The 22,208-nt window shown below is 43.3% G+C and carries 18 protein-coding genes and 1 pseudogene; 6 read left to right on the forward strand and 13 right to left on the reverse strand.

Annotated features, from left to right (window positions below):
• Positions 1 to 280: 280 nt before the first annotated feature.
• The gene (locus F6K46_RS27665; protein WP_070393480.1) at positions 281 to 598 is read right to left on the reverse strand and encodes a DUF4342 domain-containing protein; all 318 of its coding nucleotides are present in this window, start codon (positions 596 to 598) and stop codon (positions 281 to 283) included.
• Positions 599 to 793: 195 nt separating this feature from the next.
• On the opposite strand from F6K46_RS27665, the gene trpB reads away from it, so the two are divergent.
• The 3 genes from trpB (at position 794) to F6K46_RS27680 (ending at position 7,032) form a co-directional block, all read left to right on the forward strand.
• Positions 794 to 2,032 carry a tryptophan synthase subunit beta gene (trpB, locus tag F6K46_RS27670; RefSeq protein ID WP_366510780.1) on the forward strand — a complete coding sequence of 413 codons (1,239 nt, stop codon included), beginning with the start codon at positions 794 to 796 and terminating at the stop codon, positions 2,030 to 2,032.
• A 529-nt stretch (positions 2,033 to 2,561) separates the two neighbouring features.
• Complete coding sequence (locus F6K46_RS27675; protein ID WP_070393481.1) at positions 2,562 to 3,212, forward strand: ribonuclease H-like domain-containing protein; 651 nt, start codon at positions 2,562 to 2,564, stop codon at positions 3,210 to 3,212.
• A 442-nt stretch (positions 3,213 to 3,654) separates the two neighbouring features.
• Complete coding sequence (locus tag F6K46_RS27680) at positions 3,655 to 7,032, forward strand: ATP-binding protein (RefSeq protein WP_293063262.1); 3,378 nt, start codon at positions 3,655 to 3,657, stop codon at positions 7,030 to 7,032.
• An 8-nt stretch (positions 7,033 to 7,040) separates the two neighbouring features.
• On the opposite strand, the gene F6K46_RS27685 is transcribed toward F6K46_RS27680, so the two are convergent.
• Together F6K46_RS27685 and F6K46_RS27690 are read right to left on the reverse strand one after the other, a co-directional pair.
• On the reverse strand, positions 7,041 to 7,163 hold the full coding sequence (locus F6K46_RS27685; protein WP_293063229.1) for a hypothetical protein: 123 nt from the start codon (positions 7,161 to 7,163) through the stop codon (positions 7,041 to 7,043).
• Between the two features lie 542 nt (positions 7,164 to 7,705).
• Positions 7,706 to 8,012: pseudogene (locus F6K46_RS27690) on the reverse strand (hypothetical protein).
• Positions 8,013 to 8,691: 679 nt separating this feature from the next.
• Here F6K46_RS27690 and F6K46_RS27695 point away from each other — a divergent pair.
• Positions 8,692 to 9,801 carry a hypothetical protein gene (locus tag F6K46_RS27695; protein ID WP_293063231.1) on the forward strand — a complete coding sequence of 370 codons (1,110 nt, stop codon included), beginning with the start codon at positions 8,692 to 8,694 and terminating at the stop codon, positions 9,799 to 9,801.
• Between the two features lie 449 nt (positions 9,802 to 10,250).
• Entirely contained in the window at positions 10,251 to 11,312 is a 1,062-nt protein-coding gene (locus F6K46_RS27700; RefSeq protein WP_293063233.1) for a catalase family protein, read from the forward strand.
• On the opposite strand, the gene F6K46_RS27705 is transcribed toward F6K46_RS27700, so the two are convergent.
• Positions 11,292 to 11,471: a hypothetical protein gene (locus F6K46_RS27705; RefSeq protein WP_293063235.1), complete on the reverse strand. Its 180-nt coding sequence runs from the start codon at positions 11,469 to 11,471 to the stop codon at positions 11,292 to 11,294. The two genes, F6K46_RS27700 and F6K46_RS27705, sit on opposite strands and share 21 nt — an antisense overlap.
• A gap of 64 nt (positions 11,472 to 11,535) precedes the next feature.
• Here F6K46_RS27705 and F6K46_RS27710 point away from each other — a divergent pair, with 64 nt between their 5' ends.
• Positions 11,536 to 11,658: a hypothetical protein gene (locus F6K46_RS27710; protein WP_293063237.1), complete on the forward strand. Its 123-nt coding sequence runs from the start codon at positions 11,536 to 11,538 to the stop codon at positions 11,656 to 11,658.
• On the opposite strand, the gene F6K46_RS27715 is transcribed toward F6K46_RS27710, so the two are convergent.
• The 9 genes from F6K46_RS27715 to F6K46_RS27755 form a co-directional block, all read right to left on the reverse strand.
• Entirely contained in the window at positions 11,603 to 12,382 is a 780-nt protein-coding gene (locus F6K46_RS27715; protein WP_293063239.1) for a hypothetical protein, read from the reverse strand. The genes F6K46_RS27710 and F6K46_RS27715 overlap by 56 nt on opposite strands.
• 64 nt (positions 12,383 to 12,446) lie before the next feature.
• Positions 12,447 to 13,913 carry a hypothetical protein gene (locus F6K46_RS27720; RefSeq protein ID WP_293063241.1) on the reverse strand — a complete coding sequence of 489 codons (1,467 nt, stop codon included), beginning with the start codon at positions 13,911 to 13,913 and terminating at the stop codon, positions 12,447 to 12,449.
• 121 nt (positions 13,914 to 14,034) lie between these two features.
• On the reverse strand, positions 14,035 to 15,243 hold the full coding sequence (locus F6K46_RS27725) for a hypothetical protein (protein WP_293063243.1): 1,209 nt from the start codon (positions 15,241 to 15,243) through the stop codon (positions 14,035 to 14,037).
• A gap of 547 nt (positions 15,244 to 15,790) precedes the next feature.
• Positions 15,791 to 16,873 carry an ABC transporter ATP-binding protein gene (locus tag F6K46_RS27730; RefSeq protein WP_293063245.1) on the reverse strand — a complete coding sequence of 361 codons (1,083 nt, stop codon included), beginning with the start codon at positions 16,871 to 16,873 and terminating at the stop codon, positions 15,791 to 15,793.
• A gap of 86 nt (positions 16,874 to 16,959) precedes the next feature.
• Positions 16,960 to 17,178 carry a hypothetical protein gene (locus F6K46_RS27735; RefSeq protein ID WP_293063247.1) on the reverse strand — a complete coding sequence of 73 codons (219 nt, stop codon included), beginning with the start codon at positions 17,176 to 17,178 and terminating at the stop codon, positions 16,960 to 16,962.
• Between the two features lie 141 nt (positions 17,179 to 17,319).
• Entirely contained in the window at positions 17,320 to 17,733 is a 414-nt protein-coding gene (locus F6K46_RS27740) for a four helix bundle protein (protein ID WP_366510781.1), read from the reverse strand.
• A 404-nt stretch (positions 17,734 to 18,137) separates the two neighbouring features.
• A complete protein-coding gene (locus F6K46_RS27745) occupies positions 18,138 to 19,025 on the reverse strand; it encodes a carbohydrate ABC transporter permease (protein WP_293063249.1) in 888 nt (295 codons plus the stop codon).
• Positions 19,025 to 19,906, reverse strand: a complete 882-nt coding sequence (locus F6K46_RS27750) for a sugar ABC transporter permease (RefSeq protein WP_293063251.1) — start codon at positions 19,904 to 19,906, stop codon at positions 19,025 to 19,027. Before F6K46_RS27750 ends, F6K46_RS27745 begins: the two co-directional genes overlap by 1 nt.
• A complete protein-coding gene (locus tag F6K46_RS27755; protein WP_366510779.1) occupies positions 19,903 to 21,162 on the reverse strand; it encodes an ABC transporter substrate-binding protein in 1,260 nt (419 codons plus the stop codon). Before F6K46_RS27755 ends, F6K46_RS27750 begins: the two co-directional genes overlap by 4 nt.
• Positions 21,163 to 22,208: the final 1,046 nt, after the last annotated feature.

Here is a 22,208-nt window from a genome sequence, read left to right on the forward strand (position 1 = left end):
TATCCGTTCCCACTGGTCATCACGCAAAGCATAGCGGCGTATCATGATAGCACAGCTCCTGATTGACTAAACTCTCTACAGCTACCGATTCTAAACTAAATTGATACCTATTTGATGACACGCCCTAGGCTTTTGGCTGACTGCTGATCACTAAAAGCTGATCACTCAAGGTATATCTTAAGTATATCTTAAGATATTTTTAGCGATCGCAGGCAATCTTTCTCTAGGATCTCCCATACCTGTTTAGGCGTTAGGGTAGATATCTACGGTATCTAGACTGCTATTCCTTTCGTTCTACCACTACTTTCAATCGAGCCGCCAATGCCCCGATCGCTCCCAGGGCGAGTAACCAAGGAGCCAAGAAAATAGCAGTAACTCCTCCTAATACTCCAAAAGTTAGCGGAATCTCCAACAAAATCCGCTCCTGGTCATTTTTGATGATAATTCGGCGAATATTACCCTGATCAATTAGGTCTTTAACTTTGTCAATCAGGTCATTACCACTAATACTGAATTCTTCGACACTGACCTTTGGCTGAACATCTGGCTCTACAGAATTGGAGTGATTGTTAATTTGTTGATCAGTTGGTTCATTCATGGTAATCTACTTAGGCACCGACTTGGTCATTATGGTGATTACTTTTCTACATTAACTCAAAAATAATTGTTAATGTTGATACAAAATGCTTAAGGACTGGTGGTAAGGGATTTTGGGTTTTATAATAAATAGTCGAGATGTTCGTTCTAGAAATTGTGTAACACCGCTGTGACTAAAACACCCCTACCCCTTAGTATCGGTGACCATAGGGATCACCAGACCCAACAACCGGACGCTTTGGGACGTTTTGGGAAATTTGGTGGCAAGTATGTTCCAGAAACCCTGATGCCTGCTCTAAGTGAACTAGAGCAGTCTTTTGAACAATACCGTAATGACCCGGATTTCCAACAGGAACTACAACAACTGCTGCGAGACTATGTAGGACGTCCTAGTCCTCTCTATTTTGCTGAACGTCTGAGTAACTACTATACCAAATCTGATGGTAGTGGACCACGGATTTATTTAAAACGGGAAGATTTAAATCACACCGGTGCTCACAAAATTAATAACGCTCTCGCTCAGGTATTGCTAGCCCAGCGCATGGGTAAGCGGCGCATCATTGCTGAAACGGGAGCGGGTCAGCATGGTGTGGCTACCGCAACAGTATGTGCTCGATTTGGTCTACAATGCGTCATTTATATGGGCGTTGAGGACATGGAACGGCAATCCCTGAATGTGTTTCGGATGCGGCTACTGGGAGCAACGGTGCAACCAGTATCGGCAGGGACGGGTACTCTCAAGGATGCCACCTCGGAAGCGATTCGAGACTGGGTGACAAATGTCGAAACTACTCACTATATCCTCGGGTCAGTGGCAGGTCCTCATCCTTACCCAAGGATGGTACGGGATTTCCATGCTGTGATTGGGCAAGAAACTCGCGCTCAATGCTTAGAAAAGTGGGGAGGTTTGCCAGATATTTTGTTAGCTTGTGTAGGCGGTGGCTCCAATGCCATGGGCCTGTTCCATGAGTTTGTTAATGAACCCTCTGTGCGGTTGATTGGCGTGGAAGCAGCAGGCGCTGGTGTGGATTCTGCTAAACATGCGGCTACCCTAACTAAGGGAAGACCAGGAGTGTTGCACGGGGCAATGAGTTATTTGCTCCAAAATCACGATGGTCAGGTCCTCGAAGCTCACTCTATTAGTGCTGGCTTGGACTATCCTGGTGTTGGTCCAGAGCATAGCTATTTGAAGGATAGCAGTCGGGCAGAGTATTATAGTGTTACAGACAAAGAAGCGGTGGCTGCGTTTCAACGCTTGTCTCAGCTGGAGGGAATTATACCGGCACTGGAAACATCTCATGCGATCGCATATCTCGAAACTCTGTGTCCCCAACTCAGTGGTAATCCCCAGCTCGTGATTAACTGTTCCGGTCGGGGTGATAAGGATGTGCAAACTGTTGCTAAATTTATGTCAGCTCAGACCTCGAAAGATTAAAAAAATAAAAAATAATTAGGACATGTGGAATGTCAAGGGTAAATTGTAAACTACGATACAGTAATTCCTATAAATTAGAGCCCAGATTTTAGCCAGCCTGCTCATGCCAACACCATTGCTCAAGATTAGTTTGGGAATGCTGATCTTTACTGTGGAATTAACCCAAGTTTTTATCAAGGGTCGTTAACTATAGTAACCACTGTGATTTAGTTGCTAGTTATGGTGCTATAACATCACTTTAAAGGGATAACTAACACTACTAACTAACACTACTAACTAACACTACTAACTAACACTACCGGTAGTGGTTAGTCTCAGTGGTTACTGTCATCTTCACGAATAACTATGCCGTAGACTTTCTGATCATGGGAACAGAAACGGTACCCCATAGGAGCATCGAATAAACCAAATTCTGGGAGTTATCCCTAACAATACTATCCCATCAAAAATTATCCCATCAAAACTATCGCATCAAACACTATCCCATCCAACAAGCTTCTAGAAACAACAACCCATAACCTTTGAAACAATGACCAACACAACTGTAATCGAAGAATTGAAGGATTTTCAAGTTTGCGATCGCGATTTACCCGAATCTATATGTCAACAGTATCTAACCGCAGATTCCCTCGCCGTGGATACGGAAACCATGGGACTGATTTACCAACGCGATCGCTTATGTCTTGTACAGCTGTGTGATCCACGAGGACGAGTCACCTTTGTCCGCATTGACAAAGGACAAACCGAAGCACCCCGATTAAAACAGTTGTTAGAAGCGACTAATGTGCTCAAAGTCTTTCACTTTGCTCGGTTTGATGTCGCTATGCTTAGGCAAAATCTCGGTATTGAAGTCAATCCTGTATTCTGCACCAAGATTGCTAGTAAATTAGCCCGCACCTATACTAGTAGCCATGGTCTCAAAGAATTGGTCAAAGAGCTAGAACGGATAGATTTGGATAAAAGTGCTCAGAGTTCTGACTGGGGTAATGTTGCTAACCTCTCCGATCAGCAGTTGGAATACGCTGCTAATGATGTACGCTACTTGTTAAATGTGCGGCAAAAACTGATCAATATGCTGGAACGGGAAGACCGTTGGGAACTAGCTCAACAGTGCTTTGAGGCGTTACCAACTATGGTATCTCTCGATTTGTTGCACTATCGAGATGTATTTGAACATTGAACAATCGGCGTTGGTGAATCTTCTTTTGAATAGGAGTAGAGTGGGCATCCTGCCCGCCCGAAAAGATCCGGTGCGCTTACAGTCGTCGAATTAAATTCGCCACGGGTCGCACCGCCAGGAACGGGCAAGATGCCCATTCCACAAAAGTCTTAAAATCATTCCATTATTAAGCAACGCCGATATTAAAACAGTGATTAGTCGCTGAATATTGGTGGGTTACGGTGGACAGCTCTGTGAAAAGGTGAGCTTTTCTCTTGGTGCGCGTTCATGCTTGTCGGGAAACCCGACCGGGGTCGCACCGCTAAAGTACTCACCGCCTAATCCACCCTAAGCGGCTGATTTAAGCAAAGTTTAACAAACAGTTTCCAAGCTCCTTGATCCAACTTAAACTAGTAGAGGGGGGTCTCACCCATAGCCCCTCCAGCAGATACCAGTGAAACGTATGTTTAGTTGGAAACGTGCCCAAATCCTCTTGTGTTTGGGCGCTTTTTTGATATCAGTACTGATTAGTCTATTAACCATCGCACCTAGTCAAGCACAATCTCAGGCATCTAAAACCTTGCCTCCATTGGAGATTACCAAAGGATGGCACTATCTCTGGGGTGATGTTTCTATCAATAACCTCCGGAATGCCAAGCTTTGTACTAAGGTCGAGATTGCCAAGAGCGACCCTTGCTGGCAACCATTTACATTTCCAGAAAGACTATGGAAGTCACAGCAAGATCAACAGCAAAACAATGTTTGGTTAGGGGTTAGGTTACCAGAGGGTAAATGGCAATCTCCCACTCTTTATCTCGGAGCAGTTCCGAATATACTAGAAGCTTATTTAGATCAGCAACTGATTTATACCCGATTATCCCCCAACTCATTGCCTCCAGCTAATGGTGACGGGTATCAATGGCCAATTGTTCCTCTTGATTCAAATTTTTCCGGCAAATCATTGTTCATTAATGTTTATGTCGGGACTGATCAGTCTATTTACATCGGATTTTTCGACCGGATAGTTATTGGTTCTAAATTTAACGTAATTCGGTGTTTGTTCAAAGACGAAATCAGCACCGTTTTAGGATGTATTTTTATTTTAATTGGGCTGTGGTTTAGTTTAACCTGTTTATTCAGGTCTCAAGATAAAGGATTAATTCTAGCCTTTGGATTATTAGCCATAGCTAGTGGCGTTTACAACCTTAGCCAATCAACCATTATTCCCTTATTATTTAAGGATTCCCTGAATTGGGAGCATACTCGATATACGGCTTTTTGTTTTCTGCCTATTCTCACCCTTATTGGTTTTGAACAAATATTTGGCTCAGGCTATTTTTCCATTATCCAGCGGTTATGGCAAATTCACCTAATTTATTCCGTAATTTCTTTAGGATTAATTGTTATCTACAACAGTTCCTGGTTGTATGACATATATATTGATCACTACCTGATCCTGACTAGTACAATAATTTTATTGCTCCATGCTATTCCTATAGCTATCACTCAGAAAAACTATTATGCGAAACTATTTATTTCAGGATTATCTATCCTGGTTTTAGGAGGAATGCATGATAGTTTAGTTTATCGCTTTGAACTGGAAAATTGGTATCAGCGATTCTATCCTTGGGGAATGTTGCTGTTTATCTTATCCTTAGGATTAATTTTAGAACGACGATTTGCTGAAACCAGGCGACTGCTACAGGAATATAACCAGAAGCTAGAAACTAAGAACGCTGCTCTTCAGGAAATGGATCAGCTCAAAAATGAATTCTTAGCCAACACATCTCATGAACTTAAAACGCCTCTGAATGGTATTATTGGCATTGCTGAATCCTTGATTGATGGAGCAACAGGTGAGTTATCCCATTCAACAGCATCGAATCTTTCTCTGATTGTATCTAGTGGCAAACGGTTAACTCAGCTTGTTAACGATTTACTAGATTTTTCTGCCCTCAAGCATAAACAAATTAACCTTAAAATAAAGCCAGTGGGGATGCGAGAAATAACAGAAGTTGTTTTATTGCTATCTCGTCCCCTTGTGGCTAATAAAAATATACAATTGATTAATCAAGTTTCCTCATCTATTCCCCCTGTGGATGCTGATGAAAACCGACTCCAACAGATTCTCTATAATTTAGTGGGTAATGCCATTAAATTTACTGAACGTGGTATGATTAAAGTATCAGCAGAGGTGGTAACGTCTTATATTAAAATTACCGTTTCTGATACAGGGATTGGTATCCCACCTGATAAATTAGACCGAATTTTTGAAGCTTTTGAACAAGGAGATGGCTCCATTAATAGGAAATATGGAGGAGTGGGGTTAGGTTTAGCCGTTACTAAAAAACTGGTGCAGCTCCACGGCGGAGATATTGATGTGGAGTCTACCCCAAACCTTGGCTCACGGTTTAGTTTCACCCTACCGATATCAACAGGTAAAGTAGAGAGGAAACAGCGAGAGGAAGTTTCCAAGGTTCAGAATTATTTGGCAATGGCAAGTGACTCTGAGCACCTGATATCTGAGCACCTGATGTCTGATCACCTGATGTCTGATCACCTGATGTCTGATCACCTGATGTCTGATCAGACCTTATCACCACCAACTATGAAAGCATTGAAAATCTTGATTGTAGATGATGAACCAGTAAATATTCAGGTTTTGGTCAACCATCTTTATCTGCAAAACTATAAGATTACTAAAGCAGTTAATGGCGAAGATGCATTCACAAAAATTACCCAAGGATACAAACCAGACTTGATTTTACTGGATATTATGATGCCGAAAATGACCGGCTATGAGTTCTGTAAAAAAATCCGTGAGAAATATCTACCGAATGAACTCCCCGTAGTCTTGTTAACCGCTAAAAATCAGATCTCAGATTTGGTAGCAGGATTTGCAGCAGGAGCGAATGATTATTTAACTAAGCCCATATCCAAAAATGAATTGCTAGCACGAATTAAGACCCATCTTCAGTTAGCCAAAATTAATGTAGCTTATGGACGCTTTGTGCCTCGGGAGTTTCTGCAATTTTTAGAAAGGGACAGTATTATTGATGTCCAATTAGGAGACAATGTCCAAAAAGAGATGACAGTACTTTTTTCTGATATTCGCTCCTTTACTAGTTTATCAGAGAAGATGTCACCGCAAGACAATTTTAATTTTATCAATGACTATTTAAGTCGAGTCAGTCCAGTGATTCGTAATTATAACGGCTTCATTGATAAATATATTGGTGATGCCGTGATGGCGTTGTTTCCCGAAAAGGCTGATCATGCCCTAAAGGCAGCCATTGAGATGCAAAAGCAAGTTTATAGTTATAACTCCCATCGGAACAATAGTGGTTATGAACCGATTGCGAGTGGTATTGGTTTGCACAAGGGGAGTTTAATTTTAGGAACAGTGGGGGAATCTCAACGGATGGATACAACCGTGATTGCTGATACTGTAAATTTGGCATCCCGTTTGGAAAGTTTAACCAAGATTTATGGAGCAGAGATTTTGATTAGTAAACCAACCTTGACTGATCTGGATAATCGAGAAAGTTATCATTATCGGTGTCTAGGGCGAGTTAAGGTCAAGGGTAAAAGTCAACCAGTGGAAATCTTTGAAGTGTATGATGCTAATCCCGAGCATTTGATTGCTTTCAAGTCCGACACAAATCCTCGGTTTGAGGAAGCAGTTGCCTATTATGTAGAAAAAAAGTTTGCTCAGGCGCAACGGATTTTTGAGGAACTTTTAGAGAGTAATCACCAAGACCGGGTGGTTGAACTTTATATTGAACGGTGTGTTAAAGCCCAGCGCTTTGGGGTGTCGGAATTGGATATTGTGATTACTTGAATTGGTTATTAAGGGAATAGGGAACAGGGAGTAGGGAGTAGGGAGTAGTAGACGTAGGGTGGGCAGTGCAGCAGACAGATTGATGTGCTTACCATCGGCTTGCTCGGCACTGCCCACCAAGGATTAACCACAATAGATGTAGGGTGGGCAGTGCAGCAGACAGAGTGATGTGCTTACCATCGGCTGGCTCGGCACTGCCCACCAAGGATTAACCACAATAGATGTAGGGTGGGCAGTGCATCAGACAGATTGATGTGCTTACCATCGTCTGGCTCGGCACTGCCCACCAAGGATTAACCACAATAGATGTAGGGTGGGCAGTGCAGCAGACAGAGTGATGTGCTTACCATCGGCTGGCTCGGCACTGCCCACCAAGGATTAACCACAATAGATGTAGGGTGGGCAGTGCATCAGACAGATTGATGTGCTTACCATCGTCTGGCTCGGCACTGCCCACCAAGGATTAATCTAACCCAAAAAAAGTAGCCGCAGAAATACCTTCCACGGCTAGCAATTGTTACTTATGTCTTAACTTTGTAAACCTAATCAAACATAATCCGATCACACCGTAAGCTAATGCGCTACCTCACAGGCTAGAAGCCTGTGCCACACATGCTACACGAACAGATCTGATGCTTTTGCCAGGGGGCAAAGCCCCCTGAAATTTAAGCCCTTAACCCAGCATTAAATACTTTGTCATTACCGTGATGAATTCGCCAGGAATCTCAGTCGGCTGAAGGGGGCTCCACTCGTCAACTTGGGCGTAACCCCGTGCATAAAGGGTATGGATGGTGTTGTTTATTGCCCGGCGGGAGCCCTGTCTTGATGCAGTCGCTCATGGGGGAAACCCCCAAGACCGCGCTGCATCGCTTCAAAATGTGCTTAATGGGGTATTTTTTTGGAGACCGTTCCTGAGGAGTATTACTAGGAGTGATATCCTCAGGATTGTTTTCTGGGTTAGGGCGGAAGTTGTCAGACATAGTAAAAAAAACGTTTTAAGGCTTATAGCCATAATCATAACGATTATTACTTGTTTTGTCAAGGGATTTTAGGATTTTTTTCGAGAGGGGTAATTGGAAGAAAATGTACGGATTAAGGAATGCGATCGCTTTTAGCGTAAGCTTTGCTTAATCGCGTTTTTGTAACCTATATTTCAGATCATCACGTTGTTTTATATTGCATAAAGGCGGGATATTATTAATAGTTTATGGAATGGTTATTTTCTATAGAATGGGTATCTTTTGGTGGCATAGGTATCTTGTGTGGAATGGGCATCTTACCCGTTCCTGGCGGTGCGCACCAAAGCGCGAATTTAATTATTAATGGCTCAAGGGCACCTTATTGTTACTGTAATTCTTATTTATGCAAACAGCCGTAAATTAACTTAACTTAATTTTTCTTAAATAAAACTGTCAAGCCTAAGTTAAATTAGATATTATATAAATATGTTGGTAATCTATCAAACACGGTGTGCCACACCGGAAGTAGGATTAGATATCTAAACACTGGCGGAGATTTGACCTCTACTGTGGTTGGTGTAAACCTGTCATAGCAAGTCGAATCCGTGAGCCAAGAATCCCCCTTGAGAGCGGGGAGTATCAAAGTACGATTGCAGTACTGGATTTAACGTGTCAATCATATGACAGGAGTGCGACTTCAATGTTTTCTCTAGGTTCAACAACTAAAGTCGGGGACTTTCGAGTCGATACTGATTACTTAGTTACCGATGTAAATGGCGATGGTCAGTCTGATCTAGTCGAGCTTTGGAATGATACAGATAGTTTCTTTGCTGCTACTTGGATTAGTAATGGTCAGGGTGGATTTACGCTCGGCGGTAATACCAGAGTCGGGGACTTTCGAGTCGATACTAATTACTTAGTCACCGATGTAAATGGCGATGGGGAGTCTGATCTAGTCGAGCTTTGGAATGATACAGATAGTTTCTTTGCGGCGACTTGGATTAGTGATGGTCAGGGTGATTTTGACTTAGGGGGTAATACCAGAGTCGGGGACTTTCGAGTCGATACTAATTACTTAGTTACCGATGTAAATGGCGATGGTGAGTCTGATCTAGTCGAGCTTTGGAATGATACAGATAGCTTCTTTGCGGCGACTTGGATTAGTGATGGTAACGGTGAATTTGACTTAGGGGGTAATACCAGAGTCGGGGATTTTCGCTCCGATACTAATTACTTAGTTACCGATGTCAATGGCGATAATGACTCTGATCTAGTCGAGCTTTGGAATGATACAGATAGTTTCTTTGCGGCGACTTGGATTAGTGATGGTAACGGTGAATTTGACTTAGGGGGTAATACCAGAGTAGGGGACTTTCGAGTCGATACTAATTACTTAGTCACCGATGTAAATGGCGATGGTGAGTCTGATCTAGTCGAGCTTTGGAATGATACAGATAGTTTCTTTGCTGCGACTTGGATTAGTGATGGTCAGGGTGAATTTGATTTCGGCGGTAATACCAGAGTCGGGGACTTTCGAGTCGATACTAATTACTTAGTTACCGATGTAAATGGCGATGGTGAGTCTGATCTAGTCGAGCTTTGGAATGATACAGATAGTTTCTTTGCGGCGACTTGGATTAGTGATGGTCTGGGTGGATTTAGCCTCGGCAGTAATACACAAGTAGGGGACTTTCGAGTCGATACTGATTACTTAGTTACCGATGTAAATGGTGATGCTCAGTCTGATCTAGTTGAACTTTGGAATAATACAGATAACTTCTTTGCTACTACTTGGTTAAGCATTGCTTAAACATTAACGTAGTAAGCTAAGGTAGGGTGGCCAGTGGTTGAGACAAATCAGATCACCAAGCCAATCAAATTACTAGACACTGCCCACCAAGGATTAATCCCAATAGAACAAATCTAGGATTAGCAAACAACCTTTACTATAAGCATTCAGCTAATGCGCTACGCGCACGCTACGCGAACAGCATTCAGCTATCAGCTCATTAACGGGAGGTAGTCAAAAAGCTGCGGGATGCTGCTAAGGCTTCTTGATAATTCCTGCTCGTTTTACTAATCCGACCCCCTGGAGTTCTCTCGCCTGCTAGCTGATAGCTGATAGCTGATAGCTGATCTTATAACTAATACTTAAAAAACAAACGATAAAACTAAATACTACTCCCTACTCCCTGCTCCCTACTCCCTACCCTAATGCTATAATACTAAAAAGCCAAAGGAGTAAAAGAGGCGACAGCGATGACTAAATTAGAAATTGGTCAGGAAAACGTACCGCCGGATGAAGAAGAAGCTACTCGTGAAATTGCCCAAATCAGTGAACGACTTATTGACAAACATCCTCCTGTAAAACGGGGAGAACATCCCAAAGCTCATGGTTGTGTTAGAGGAGAATTTATCATTGACCCTAACCTCCCTAACGATGACAAGATTAGAGTAGGTATTTTTAAAGAACCAGGCAAGCGTTTCCCCGCTTGTATTCGTTTCTCAAATTTCAGTGAGCAGAAGGATACCAAAGGTGATGCCCATGGTATGGCGGTTAAACTGATGGGTGTACCAGGAGACAAAGTCTTGGAAGATGAAAAATATGAAGAAACCCAAGATTTTTTGCTAATAGACCACCCGCTTTTCGTAGTTCGCAATGCCAAAGACTACATTGAGTTTTTTGCAGAAATTGAACGTTCCGGAAGCCGGAACCCCTTAAAGTTTTTTATAAATGGACTTAATCCATTTAAATGGCGCTGGCGTGAGATCCAGATCGGACTACGGATTCGGTTGTCTAAGATTCGCAGTCCATTAGAATCTCAATATTGGAGTACAACTCCATACAAATATGGGTCAGGAGCGATTAAATTTTCCCTGAAGCCTTCTCCTGATAATATCTCAACTAGTTCTAAGTCGATTCCTAAAACAGAAAACTATCTTCGCGACGCAATCCGAGAACATCTCAACAATAAAGAAGCTTGCTTTGATTTCTTAATTCAGTTTCAGACCGATGCCGATAAGATGCCAATTGAAGACCCCACCATTGATTGGAAATCACCCTATCAAAAAGTAGCTACTCTCAAGATTCCTGCTCAGACCTTTGAATCCCCTGAGCAAATCAAATTTTGTGAGGATTTGTCCTATACCCCATGGCATTCTCTACCAGAGCATAGACCTTTAGGGGGAATTAACCGTCCTCGCAAGCAGGTTTACGAGTTAATTTCTCGGCTACGAAACCAACTGAATAATGTCCCCCATAAAGAACCAACAACAGAAGAATTTTTCTCGATTTTTCCCCTAGACGTCTTGCCGAAGTAGGGAGTTGGGAGTTGGGAGTTGGGAGTTGGGAGTCGGGAGTCGGGAGTCGGGAGTCGGGAGTCGGGAGTCGGGAGTCGGGAGTCGGGAGTCGGGAAAGATAGAGAAGTGTGGGAAATGTGGAGAGCAACTGGCTTGGAAACCCCCAAGACTGCGCTGCATCGCTGCTCCGAAGCTCCCTTTTCCCTCTTGCCTATTGCTAGCATGCTAGCATGCCTCTTGCCTCTTGCCTCTTGCCTCTTGCCTCTTGCCTCTTGCCTTTTGCCTCTTGCCTAATCCCTACTCCCTATTCCCTACTCCCTATTCCCTCGATCTGGGTGACCAAACCATGTCCATTGGCGATCGCTAGGCATATTGTCTTCTATTGTTTGTACAACGTCTCCCATGGTGCCGTCTTTGGCAACCCAACCGCCGTCGATATCTGGGAAATCGAGCCGACAGTTCTCGCACTTTTTGTCATTGTAAAAGCGGATTGGACACCAGAAAGATTCGACATTCCTCAACATTTCAGCACCAAGGGAATACACCCCAGTCATCCAGTCACAGTAAAGGCACCAAATCAGATCATGACCAACTAAGCCTTCAAACTTCTGGCGACTGACATTGACCCATTCACTGTGCTTGTAACTTGGGAAGCCGAGTAACCAGATTAGGAATGGATACAAGGCTACTTCAGCAAGGCGAATCAAAAAAAACACTGGCACACTGACAGCTGTCACCCATAATGCCAAGTGGTTTCGCCACCAGCCAAACCGCTGATTGAGGTAGCTAACAATTCTCGGTCCTTTTACTGCCTCAGAATGGACTAATTCATGAGCAACAATCCACAACTGTAGCGCTAATATTTGACCCACTAGGGCAGCCAAAACCCCCACCCAGCCTAAAAGTAGTCCACTGATCACCCAAGGAATCCACACTATCACTGATAAGATCACGTCCAGCCCAGGGGCTTGGATAAAGGATTCCGAGATAGTCTTGCCTAGCTTACCGAGCTGAGGCATTACGGTTAACACGGAGATCAACCCAATTTCCAGGGAAAAAACTGCTGCAAAGGTTAGAGCAAATGGAATCATAATAGTTTAGATGCACTATTTAGATGCACTATAGTAGTTTTGAACAGGTCTGGCATTGGACAATTTAACCACAATTAACCATAAATTGCATGGCGGTGATACTTGGCATAAAAAAGTATCCACCCCCCTTGACGGTTACAAATCGAGGTAGGTTATTAATTCGTTTACGAATCAGTGAACGCTGAATGGTCATATGACCAGAACCGTCATTATCTCCCATGATCGGGTCTTTGTTATCATATAAACTGTTAAATCGAGGATTGTTACACCAAGTTTCCTGAAGAAACTCAAATTGACGCCTAATATTAGCATTAATACTGAAGAAATGTAGTCCTCTGGGCTTGCCATCATCCTGAATATCCACAGGCAACTGACCGTTTTCGATATCCCCGATGGGGAATAAAGGTTCTCCGTAAATAGCCCCCCGTCGAATAATCCGATGCCGATTGGATAGTTTAAAGGAATCCTCTGGGGTGGCATCTAGAAAGGAATCCCTGGGGTTGCTACGACGGATGTGAGCACCGATGGGGCAACGATAACCCTCTTTATCTTCTGGTAAGTACTTGAACTGATTCTTGTCCTGAATCTCTGGGTTATCCTGGTCTGGGGCAAGCACTAGGGGGGTACCACTGGGCCAACGTCCTACGAACTTAGCTGCAAGCAAGCTCATGGTTGGAGCATGGGGACAACCCTCGCCATCATGTCCTTGTTGGGCAATATATTGCCAAAAGCCAGCTACATCCTGGGCTAGCTTCCGGTATACCAGGTAAGTTCCATGACGTCCGAAATCTTTGAACTCTGACAGTTCTGTACCTGGAAAACTGGGCAAGATATTATCACTATCCTGGTCTACTGGCACAGATGGGGTAGCAGGCAAGAAATCGTATTGATTTGGATAGCCCAGGATAAACTCCCCAGTCTTAACCACATCTTGATTAGGGTTTTGGTTGTTTCGAGTCCCCTCAATGATCGGCTGGGAAATACTGTCGTTAAAACCGAAATGCTCCTTATTACTAGGAGCTCTAAACCCAGGCTCTTCTGCCACAACCACTAGACTATCGTCTTGATCTTGAAGCAATTGGTTGCGCTGCTGGGCGAGGCTTTCGGGGTCTAATCCATAAAGGATCAACAACATATGAATCTCTTCATTATTTGCTCCACCGACATCCCATTGATCTGGAGCGCTTTCTGCAGTATCTCCTAATATACGAGAACGTTTTGAAGTGGCTATCCCTTCGATTAATTCCCTGGAAAATGTTTCGAGAGTGTGCTGTGGTAGGTTAAGAACTTGCAATCCTTTGTGGGTAAAGGCAATATTCAAGGTATATTCAGGTTTTTCCGTGGTTCCATCTGGTCGTTTTGGCCACAATTTACCTGTAGTGATTTCCGGGAGAATAGTCTTTAACCATGCCTGAGCTTGTTTAGGGTTCTTGATTTGAACAAATAAAAATAAGGCATAGCGCAGATGCCCATAACCACTCAATATAATTCCCTGAATATCTTCCCGTGCTTCTGGCGTTAATTCTGACATGGTTGCTTCCCTCGTTTCTGGGTTTAGAGTTACAGAGTTATCCCTGATTTATTGCTGCATCCAGCTGACGATTAATTCTTCTATTCAGTAGCTCTTTCAACAAACCGTTATAAACAAACCGTTAGAGCAGTTTTAACCATTCCTCAATCGCAGCTCGATTAAAATTTGTCCCGATCATTTTGCTAATTTGTTGGTCTCTCAAACTAGTTTGGACAGTTTGCTCAGGATAAGCGCTGTAGTAGACTAGGGATGGGGTTTGGTAATCTCGGAAATATTGTTTGAACGCCCCAATATCCTGAGCGCCTCCCTCTGGATAAGTCATTGTATTGTTCCAAATGGAGTTTAATCCGTCGCTGGCTCGATCAACAAAATCATTCAGATAATTATCCCAGGAGCCATCATAATTACTTAAAAATAGTAAACGTTTCCCTTCATCAATAATCAGCCAACGGGCAAAATGAATTGTAGTGATATTAACTAGGGATGCTGGTGGAAATAGATATTGTCCAGCCCAATTAACTAGAAACAATACTATCTTCAGACGCTTCATTCGCTCAGGCTTAATGTCTACAAGGTGATTCATTGAGTTCTGAACAAAACGATCTTCTGCGTTGGCCAGAAGCTGACTTTGAGCGAGATCAGCTTTCACACTAGTATATTGTCCAATTTCACTTGTATTTTCCGGTTTGCCCAGTATGCTAGCCAGAAAATTTATTATAACCAACAGGATTTGGCGAATTAAGTTCAATATCCCTTGACCCAGAGCTACCAATCCTCTCAATAGTTTTAATCCATTCAATCCCACAACTTCCCACCAGGTATTAGTTTGAGAAACCTGGGCAACTTTATCTAAAAATGGCTTGACTCCTGAACAATCTAGGTAATTATCTACATCCTTCAGATTTAATAAATTTTCAATATGTTTCCGAATTGCGATGTAGTTCTTGAGGCTTTCGACTGTTTCGTTACGGAAGGCGATGTAGAAAGCTTCGGGCTGATAGGAGTGTTGGTTAATAAACTCAGAGAATTGTGCCTTGCCGGTATAGCCTTGGCATTTTTCCCATAGGCTATCCATTCCTGGTGATATCTGAATTAGTTCATTTAGGTAGCTATCTAAGTCACCATCATAATTACTGGAAAAGAGCAAGCGCGGTCCATTATCAGGATCATTGAGGATGGCAAAACGCGCCAAGTGGGTTTGACGGCTCTCAGGAAAGCGAACATAGGGATTATTTGCTGGATCCGAGTCAATTGCTTCGAGAAGTGATTTTATATTTGCCTCTTCTCCAGGCTTGATCTTGACAATAACAGTCAGGGGGTTTGGGGACATTTTGCCCTCCATTTCAAGGATTATTAATTAATAATGGGTTTTGGGCGAAACTAAGTTTATGGTTTAGCTTACGGTTTAGCGATCGCGTTTAACCCTATCTACCTTTAGACTATAGAGCCTTGACGAATTGGTATGACTGGAACCATGGTAAACGCATCTAATTTTCTGAGTCCTATATAATATAGTGTTTTATTAATTAAATAAACACTATATGTGAAAAATGCCTTGTCAATCAGCACAATAAGGCAGGGTTTATTGAGAAGTATCCCGGGTTTATTGACAAGATGCGTTTACCCTGTGACTGGAACTTGATGACAATCATCATTAACTATACCCTACCTATTTAGTTTATCAAAATTAGTTTTAACTGTCAAAATATAAACATTGTTTACATTATTGTTTACATTACTGTCCTCTGGTCGCTGTCCTCTCCTTGCGAGGGCTCCATTTTATACATATTTCTTAATATTTTTAGCTAATTATTTCTGCTATAGTGTGTAAAGTTAGGTGAAAATGTCATCCTTTCAAAGAGCTGCTACGGGATGCTCTAAAGAGACGCTATGCGATCGCATGTTTCACTATCAAACCAGTGAATCGACTGGGGTGGTATCGCTAGGGTAACCTCTTCTGTTTCCCAAGTTAAATTATTAGGTAATAACGCCCGGATGCTGAGAGAGTCTGACCCTTTAACCCTAACACTAATTAAATTATGCATGCCTAGATTTTCCACGAGGTAGATTCTACCCTCAATCCTATATTTATCCTCTGGTTGAGCTAGAGCCACATCTTCTGGACGGATACCTAGAACAATCTGTGGCGGCACTTGAGGCAAATTTGGCAAAGAAATTTTGACCTCACCCAAGAGGGCATAATTCCCCTGACAGTTAAGTGTCAGTAAGTTCATTTGGGGAGAACCGACAAAACTAGCTACAAACTGATTTGCTGGGTGGTTGTAAATGCCCTGGGGTGTATCTAGCTGTTGCAGCTTACCATCAGATAACACCGCAATCTTAGTTGAGAGGGTCATCGCTTCCGTTTGGTCATGAGTCACATAAACCACTGGTGCCTTTTGAGCAACAAATAGCTGCTTCAAATCCGCCCTAACTTGCTCTCGCAGCAAAGCATCCAAGTTACTCAGAGGTTCGTCCAACAAAAATACAGCCGGTTGGCGCACCAATGCCCTGCCCAGAGCCACCCGCTGGCGCTGACCACCAGATAGCTGACTAGGCTTGCGCTCCATCAAATTTTCCAATCCCAGTTTATTCGCTACCTCCTGCACCAGGCTCCGAATTTGCTCAGAAGGAACCTTATGGAGTTTCAGACTAGCTGCCATATTGTCATATACGGTCATATGAGGATAGAGAGCATAGCTTTGAAAAACCATAGCAATATTGCGATCGCCTGGTCTGACATCAGTAACATCCCGTCCATTGATAACTACTTTGCCATGGGTGGGTTGCTCTAACCCAGCAATTAGTCGCAGCATCGTAGATTTACCACATCCCGATGGCCCAAGTAGGGTAAGAAATTCTCCTTCATCCATCTCTAAGCTAATGTCTTTAACTGGGATGACATTACCCTTGTTAGTCTTGTAGATTTTATTAATATTATGTAGCTCTAGTTTAGCCATACTATCTGGAGGTTTGGAGGTTGAAGGTTATTTGGTTGAAGGTTGGAAGGTTGAAGGTTGAAGGTTAGCTGGTTGAAGGTTGAAGGTTAGCTGGTTGAAGGTTGGGAGGTTGAAGGTTGAAGGTTAGCTGGTTGAAGGTTGAAGGTTGAGAGGTTGAAGGTTGAGAGGTTGAAGGTTAGCTGGTTGAAGGTTGAAGGTTGGGAGGTTAAAAGTTGAGCGTGGAACTCACTGTCTTGATGCAGTGGCTGATGGTTTTGGAGGTGTGTGGGGAAAAGCGCGATCGCATTACTTCCCCAATAGGGCATTGCCTCCCCAAGACCGTGCTAGATGGCTTTTGCAATTAGGCAAAATTCGCGGGAAAATTCTACTGTCTTTCCATCTACCATCAATGTTTACAATTCAGATGTAAAGAGAAAAGATCTCAGGGAAGTCGAGTTTCAAAACTGTCAATCAATACGATAATCTCCTTCATCCTCGCGGAGTCGGTTTTGATCAGGGTAGGTTTTTAGATATGCCATGAAGCCTGTAATTTGTCGGCTGCACTTCTGGCATAGATCAAATAGTTGTGTAAACTGAGATTGATGAATGTAACCAGCATCAAGAGCAACATAGGCTTGAGAACGTAGTTCACCCGCAGAGCCTCTAGCTCGACCTAAGAACTCAATAAAAAGACGTTGTGTCCGACTCTCAAAGCCCTCAGCAATATTTGACATAATAGAAACCGCTGCACGACGCATCTGGTTGCACAAACCAAAATCACGGGAAAACTCTCCCTCCTTTGACAATGCGTAAACCAACCTTGTTAACTCCCGTGCTGTCTGCCATCCCTCAATTTCTTCAAATCGTTTTATAGTTCCGATACTCTTCCAAACTCAAAAGATTCAATCTTAAAAAATTCAATCTTAAAACCTTCCCTACAAAGAACGCCAAGGCCGAACAACCTCCAACCCTCCAAACCTTCAACCTCCAACCCTTCAACCAAACAACCTTCAACCAAACAACCTTCAACCAAACAACCTTCAACCAAACAACCCTCCAACCAAACAACCCTCCAACCTCCAACCTCCAACCTCCAACCTCCAACCTTCAACCTTCAACCTTCAACCAAACAACCCTCCAACCCTCCAACCTCCAACCTCCAACCTTCAACCTCCAACCTTCAACCTCCAACCTTCAACCTTCAACCTTCAACCCTCCAAACCTTGGCCTATTGGCCACGCTACGCGAACAACCTTCAACCCTCCAAACCTTCAACCCCAAAGAGTTAACCCTTAACTGCTCCCGATGTTAAACCTTGGACAATTTTACCTTGGAAAAACATTACTAATAACACTAGGGGAAATGTTCCTATAACTGTCATAGCCGCAATCGCACCGTAGGGAATTTCTTTTCCCAGAGAACCACTTAACTGAGCGGCAGCAACGGGAAGGGTTTTCATGGATTCTTGGCTAATGAAAGTGAGGGATAAAATAAATTCATTCCAAGCAAAAATAAAGGTAAGTATTCCTGTGGTTACTAAAGCGGGAACCGTTAGGGGTAACAGAATTTGGATTAGCATTTGCCAGGTGCTATAGCCATCAATTTTAGCAGCATCTTCTAGCTCTCGCGGTAGCTGTTGAAAAAAGCTGCGCATCACTAATAGGGTGAGAGGAAGGTTGATAGCTGTATAGGAAACAATCAGGCTTAGATAATTATTTCCTAATTTAAGAATCTGGATAATTTCCAGGAGTACTAGAAATATCAAAATAAAGGGAAATAAGCTAATAATAATAATCCCAGCAAGGATGATTTTTTCTCCCCTTAGGGTTAACCGTGCTAAGGTGTAAGCAGCAGGAGTTCCTATCCCTAAACACAATAGTGTGGAAGCGATGGATACAAAGGCGCTATTGAAAATATAGTGGACTAGGGGACGGCTGGTAAATAAGTTTATATAGTGGTCAAGTGTATACCGTGTGGGAAAATAAATATTAGGAAGGGAAGAGATATCTTGATTGACTTTGATAGAGGTGAGCAATTGCCAGAGGAGTGGTGCTAGGCAGAAAATTACCAATAAGATGATTCCTAGGGGGAGGATGATTAGTTTGATAATGTTAATTTCGTTAATTTGTTTTGTTTTTGGTTGAGGAGATGATGAGTTAGGAATAGTAGTCATTACTTCCGTGAGCCTAGCGCTATAATTGCTACCGTGGTTACCAGTATCACAAAGGTTACTACCACAAGGGCAGCACCATAACCAAAGTCTAGATAATCCATGACAGTGGTATAGATGTAGAGAGATACAACTTCTGTAGCTCCTCCCGGACCACCTCCAGTCATTACTTTGATCAGGTCGAAGACTCCGAATGCTTGGGCAAAGCGGAACAGTAGGGAAATTAGGATTTGGGGCGTCAATAGCGGTAGAGTAATTTCCTTGAAACTTTGCCAGGGTGTAGCACCATCTAGGGCATAGGCTTCGTATAGGTCTTGGGGAATAGACTGCAAGCCAGCTAGGAGCAAAATGCTGATGAAGGGTGTAGTTTTCCAAACGTCTGCGGCAATCACTGCCATCATCGCTGTTGTCGGGTATCCTAGCCAGTTGATTCCGTCTTGAATAATACCTAGACGTAGTAAGATATCATTCCAAACCCCAAACTGGTCATTAAACATCCAAGCCCAGACTAGACCGATCAAAGCAGTTGGCAAGGCCCAAGGCAGGATGGCGATGGTGCGCACAATACCCCTGCCTTTAAAGGTTTGATTTAAAATTAATGCGATCGCAATTCCTAACACCAGTTCCAGAGCAACAGATACTGAGGTAAAAATCACAGTATTCCAGAGACTGTGCCAGAAGCGACCATCCCCCATCATTCGCCCATAATTATTCAGACCAGAAAAGACCGGTTGTAGCTGTGTCCCTAGGTTCTTAGTGAACAAACTTAACCAGAACGAACGCAAAATAGGATAGCCATAGACTAGCAGGAGTAGTAGCAACGCTGGTGTTACCAACAGCCACCCTGTCCTTTGCTCCTGTGCTGCTATCGGATCAGTTTTCATTCTACCGACAACAGCCTACGAGTTTCATCAGCTGCTGCTTTCATCATTTTTTCAGCACTGAGTTTGGGATTAGTTAGCACAGCGTTGAGGTACCGTTGTAAAATATCCGATACCTGAGAATATTGGGCAACTGGTGGACGCAAGACAGCGCCCTCTAACACCTCTAGCATTTTTGGATAGTGGGGATATTTCGCAACAATCTCTGGGTCTGCAAACAGCTTCCGTCGGGTTGGCAGATAGCCAGTTTCCAGAGTATACCGACGCTGGGCTTTCTCACTGCTGAAATACTCAATAGCTCTCCAGGCTTCCTCAGGATGTTTGGAAGATTTAGCAATTCCCAAACCCCAACCTCCTAAGCAAGCACCAGCTTTGCCACCAGGATCATGAACCATAGGGCTAATGCCAATCTTGCCTTTAACCTTTGAACCCTCTTGATTTGCTAATGACCAAACATAGGGCCAATTCCTCAGAAATACAGCATCCCCATTTTGAAACAACAGTCGTGTTTCTTCTTCCTGATAGGTAGTGACACCAGGGGGTGAAATCCCTTGTTTAATGGTGCTGCGCAGAAACTCTACAGCTTTAATCGCTTCCGGTTGATCCAAACCGACCTCCAAGGTTTCTGGATCAACCCAGAAACCACCAAACCCTGCAAGTATCTCCACAAACATGGCTGACAACCCTTCATATTGACGACCTTGCCAAAGATAGCCCCATTTTGGATCATGGTTTTCCTGCAATTGTTGGGAAATGGTGACCAACTGCTCAAAGGTTTTTGGGGCTTGGAATCTAGCTTGCTCTAGCAAATCCTGACGATAGTAGAGCATACCACCATCGGAACGGAATGGTATCCGGTATAGTTTGCCCTGGTAGCGTCCTGAATCAACTGCTTTATCCAGAAATTCCTTTAAATAGTCCTTACTAACCCGGTCCGATAAATCTAGTAACCACCCTGCAGCGGCAAACTTAGGAGTCCAAATCACGTCCATGTTAATCAGGTCATAGGGTGAGTCTCCTAAAATGAAAGCAGAGGTATAGAGGTCTTCTGTTAAGTCAGAGTTTAATGGTCCTTCGATCAGTTCGATTTGAATATCTGGATTCTCTAGCTCAAAATTCTTAACCAGTAGTTCCTGCCAATCAAAAAACTCCCCCGCTCCCATCAATAGCGTGAGTTTAACAGGGTGCTGGGTCAGTGCTGGTAGTGCCCAAAACTGGGACAGGAGCACACTGGCAACCAGCATTCCCAAAAGAATCACGATTACGACAGGTCTAAGCAGTTTACTGGTAAGCATTCAGCGGTCAGCTAATGCGCTACGCGCACGCTACTTGAGGTGCTATCAGCTATTAGCATTAAGCTAAGGTGCTTTTGAAGAGGCGTTGCAGCACCGCCAAAGGGGGATTACCCCCATGAGCAACTGCATCAAGAAAACAGGTAACCATGTGTTAAATCTGAGTTACATCTGCTGACGGCTGTTCGCGTAGGGTGAGCTTTTAGCTCACGGCTGACCGCTGATAGCTGAATGCTTACGTTTAGTGAAACCTTAATCAGCGCGTCGCAGCATTCATCAGTTTACCATCAACTATCCGATTTTGTAGGAGATTCATACAGATCGGCTTTGCTCCGATCAAAACTATGGGCAAGCTCAGAAGAGCAAAGATAATTGTTGATAACACGATTGGTGTCAGAAAAGATTTATCTAATCTAGATTGGTTCATGATTAAATGCTTACCTTAAACAAGTTCTAGTACTGGTCGTGAACTCAATGGCTAGGTAACGTACAGGCTAGATAGCAGGTATTTTCGCGCTTTTTTGCTCTGTACACAAATAATCTACCGATCTCACCAAGAGCAGTCGATAACTAAAAGTTAAGGGAAGTTATGGAGTTGCCCTAGGATTCGACTTAAATCAAACATGAGGTATACCCAATCGCTAACATAACGCAGATGCGATCGCAAACCCCTGAGGTTCAAACTAGGACAAAACGCTGGCAATAAGGCTACCGTTCAAAACCAACGAAAAGCTGACATGATCAGCGTTTTTAAGTTGGCATTTTTAATTTGGCTATCAGCTATCAGTTATCAGTTAATGCGCTACGCGCACGCTACGCGAACAGCTTTTGAATAAGCGATGCAGAGGTGCGACCCGTGGCGAATTTAATTCGCCTACGGAAAACGCACCATTACAGTCATGCCGGGGTTTCCCCCACTCGCGCTTTGCATCAAGACAAGAGGTAAGCATTGGTTTAATCTGTGTTATCTCAGCTTATGGGATTTTACCCAGACTTTCAATTTTCATTAATCT

This window comes from Moorena sp. SIO3E8 (assembly GCF_010692445.1).
Classification (GTDB): Bacteria; Cyanobacteriota; Cyanobacteriia; order Cyanobacteriales; family Coleofasciculaceae; genus Moorena; species Moorena bouillonii.

What these genes read in the sequence shown, in the direction of transcription:
- F6K46_RS27665 (WP_070393480.1), bottom strand. Translation starts at nt 598, where the DNA reads ATGAATGAACCAACTGATCAACAAATTAACAATCACTCCAATTCTGTA.
- F6K46_RS27675 (WP_070393481.1), top strand. Translation starts at nt 2,562, where the DNA reads ATGACCAACACAACTGTAATCGAAGAATTGAAGGATTTTCAAGTTTGC.
- F6K46_RS27680 (WP_293063262.1), top strand. Translation starts at nt 3,655, where the DNA reads ATGTTTAGTTGGAAACGTGCCCAAATCCTCTTGTGTTTGGGCGCTTTT.
- F6K46_RS27695 (WP_293063231.1), top strand. Translation starts at nt 8,692, where the DNA reads ATGTTTTCTCTAGGTTCAACAACTAAAGTCGGGGACTTTCGAGTCGAT.
- F6K46_RS27700 (WP_293063233.1), top strand. Translation starts at nt 10,251, where the DNA reads ATGACTAAATTAGAAATTGGTCAGGAAAACGTACCGCCGGATGAAGAA.
- F6K46_RS27705 (WP_293063235.1), bottom strand. Translation starts at nt 11,471, where the DNA reads ATGCAGCGCAGTCTTGGGGGTTTCCAAGCCAGTTGCTCTCCACATTTC.
- F6K46_RS27715 (WP_293063239.1), bottom strand. Translation starts at nt 12,382, where the DNA reads ATGATTCCATTTGCTCTAACCTTTGCAGCAGTTTTTTCCCTGGAAATT.
- F6K46_RS27720 (WP_293063241.1), bottom strand. Translation starts at nt 13,913, where the DNA reads ATGTCAGAATTAACGCCAGAAGCACGGGAAGATATTCAGGGAATTATA.
- F6K46_RS27725 (WP_293063243.1), bottom strand. Translation starts at nt 15,243, where the DNA reads ATGTCCCCAAACCCCCTGACTGTTATTGTCAAGATCAAGCCTGGAGAA.
- F6K46_RS27730 (WP_293063245.1), bottom strand. Translation starts at nt 16,873, where the DNA reads ATGGCTAAACTAGAGCTACATAATATTAATAAAATCTACAAGACTAAC.
- F6K46_RS27735 (WP_293063247.1), bottom strand. Translation starts at nt 17,178, where the DNA reads ATGCCCTATTGGGGAAGTAATGCGATCGCGCTTTTCCCCACACACCTC.
- F6K46_RS27745 (WP_293063249.1), bottom strand. Translation starts at nt 19,025, where the DNA reads ATGACTACTATTCCTAACTCATCATCTCCTCAACCAAAAACAAAACAA.
- F6K46_RS27750 (WP_293063251.1), bottom strand. Translation starts at nt 19,906, where the DNA reads ATGAAAACTGATCCGATAGCAGCACAGGAGCAAAGGACAGGGTGGCTG.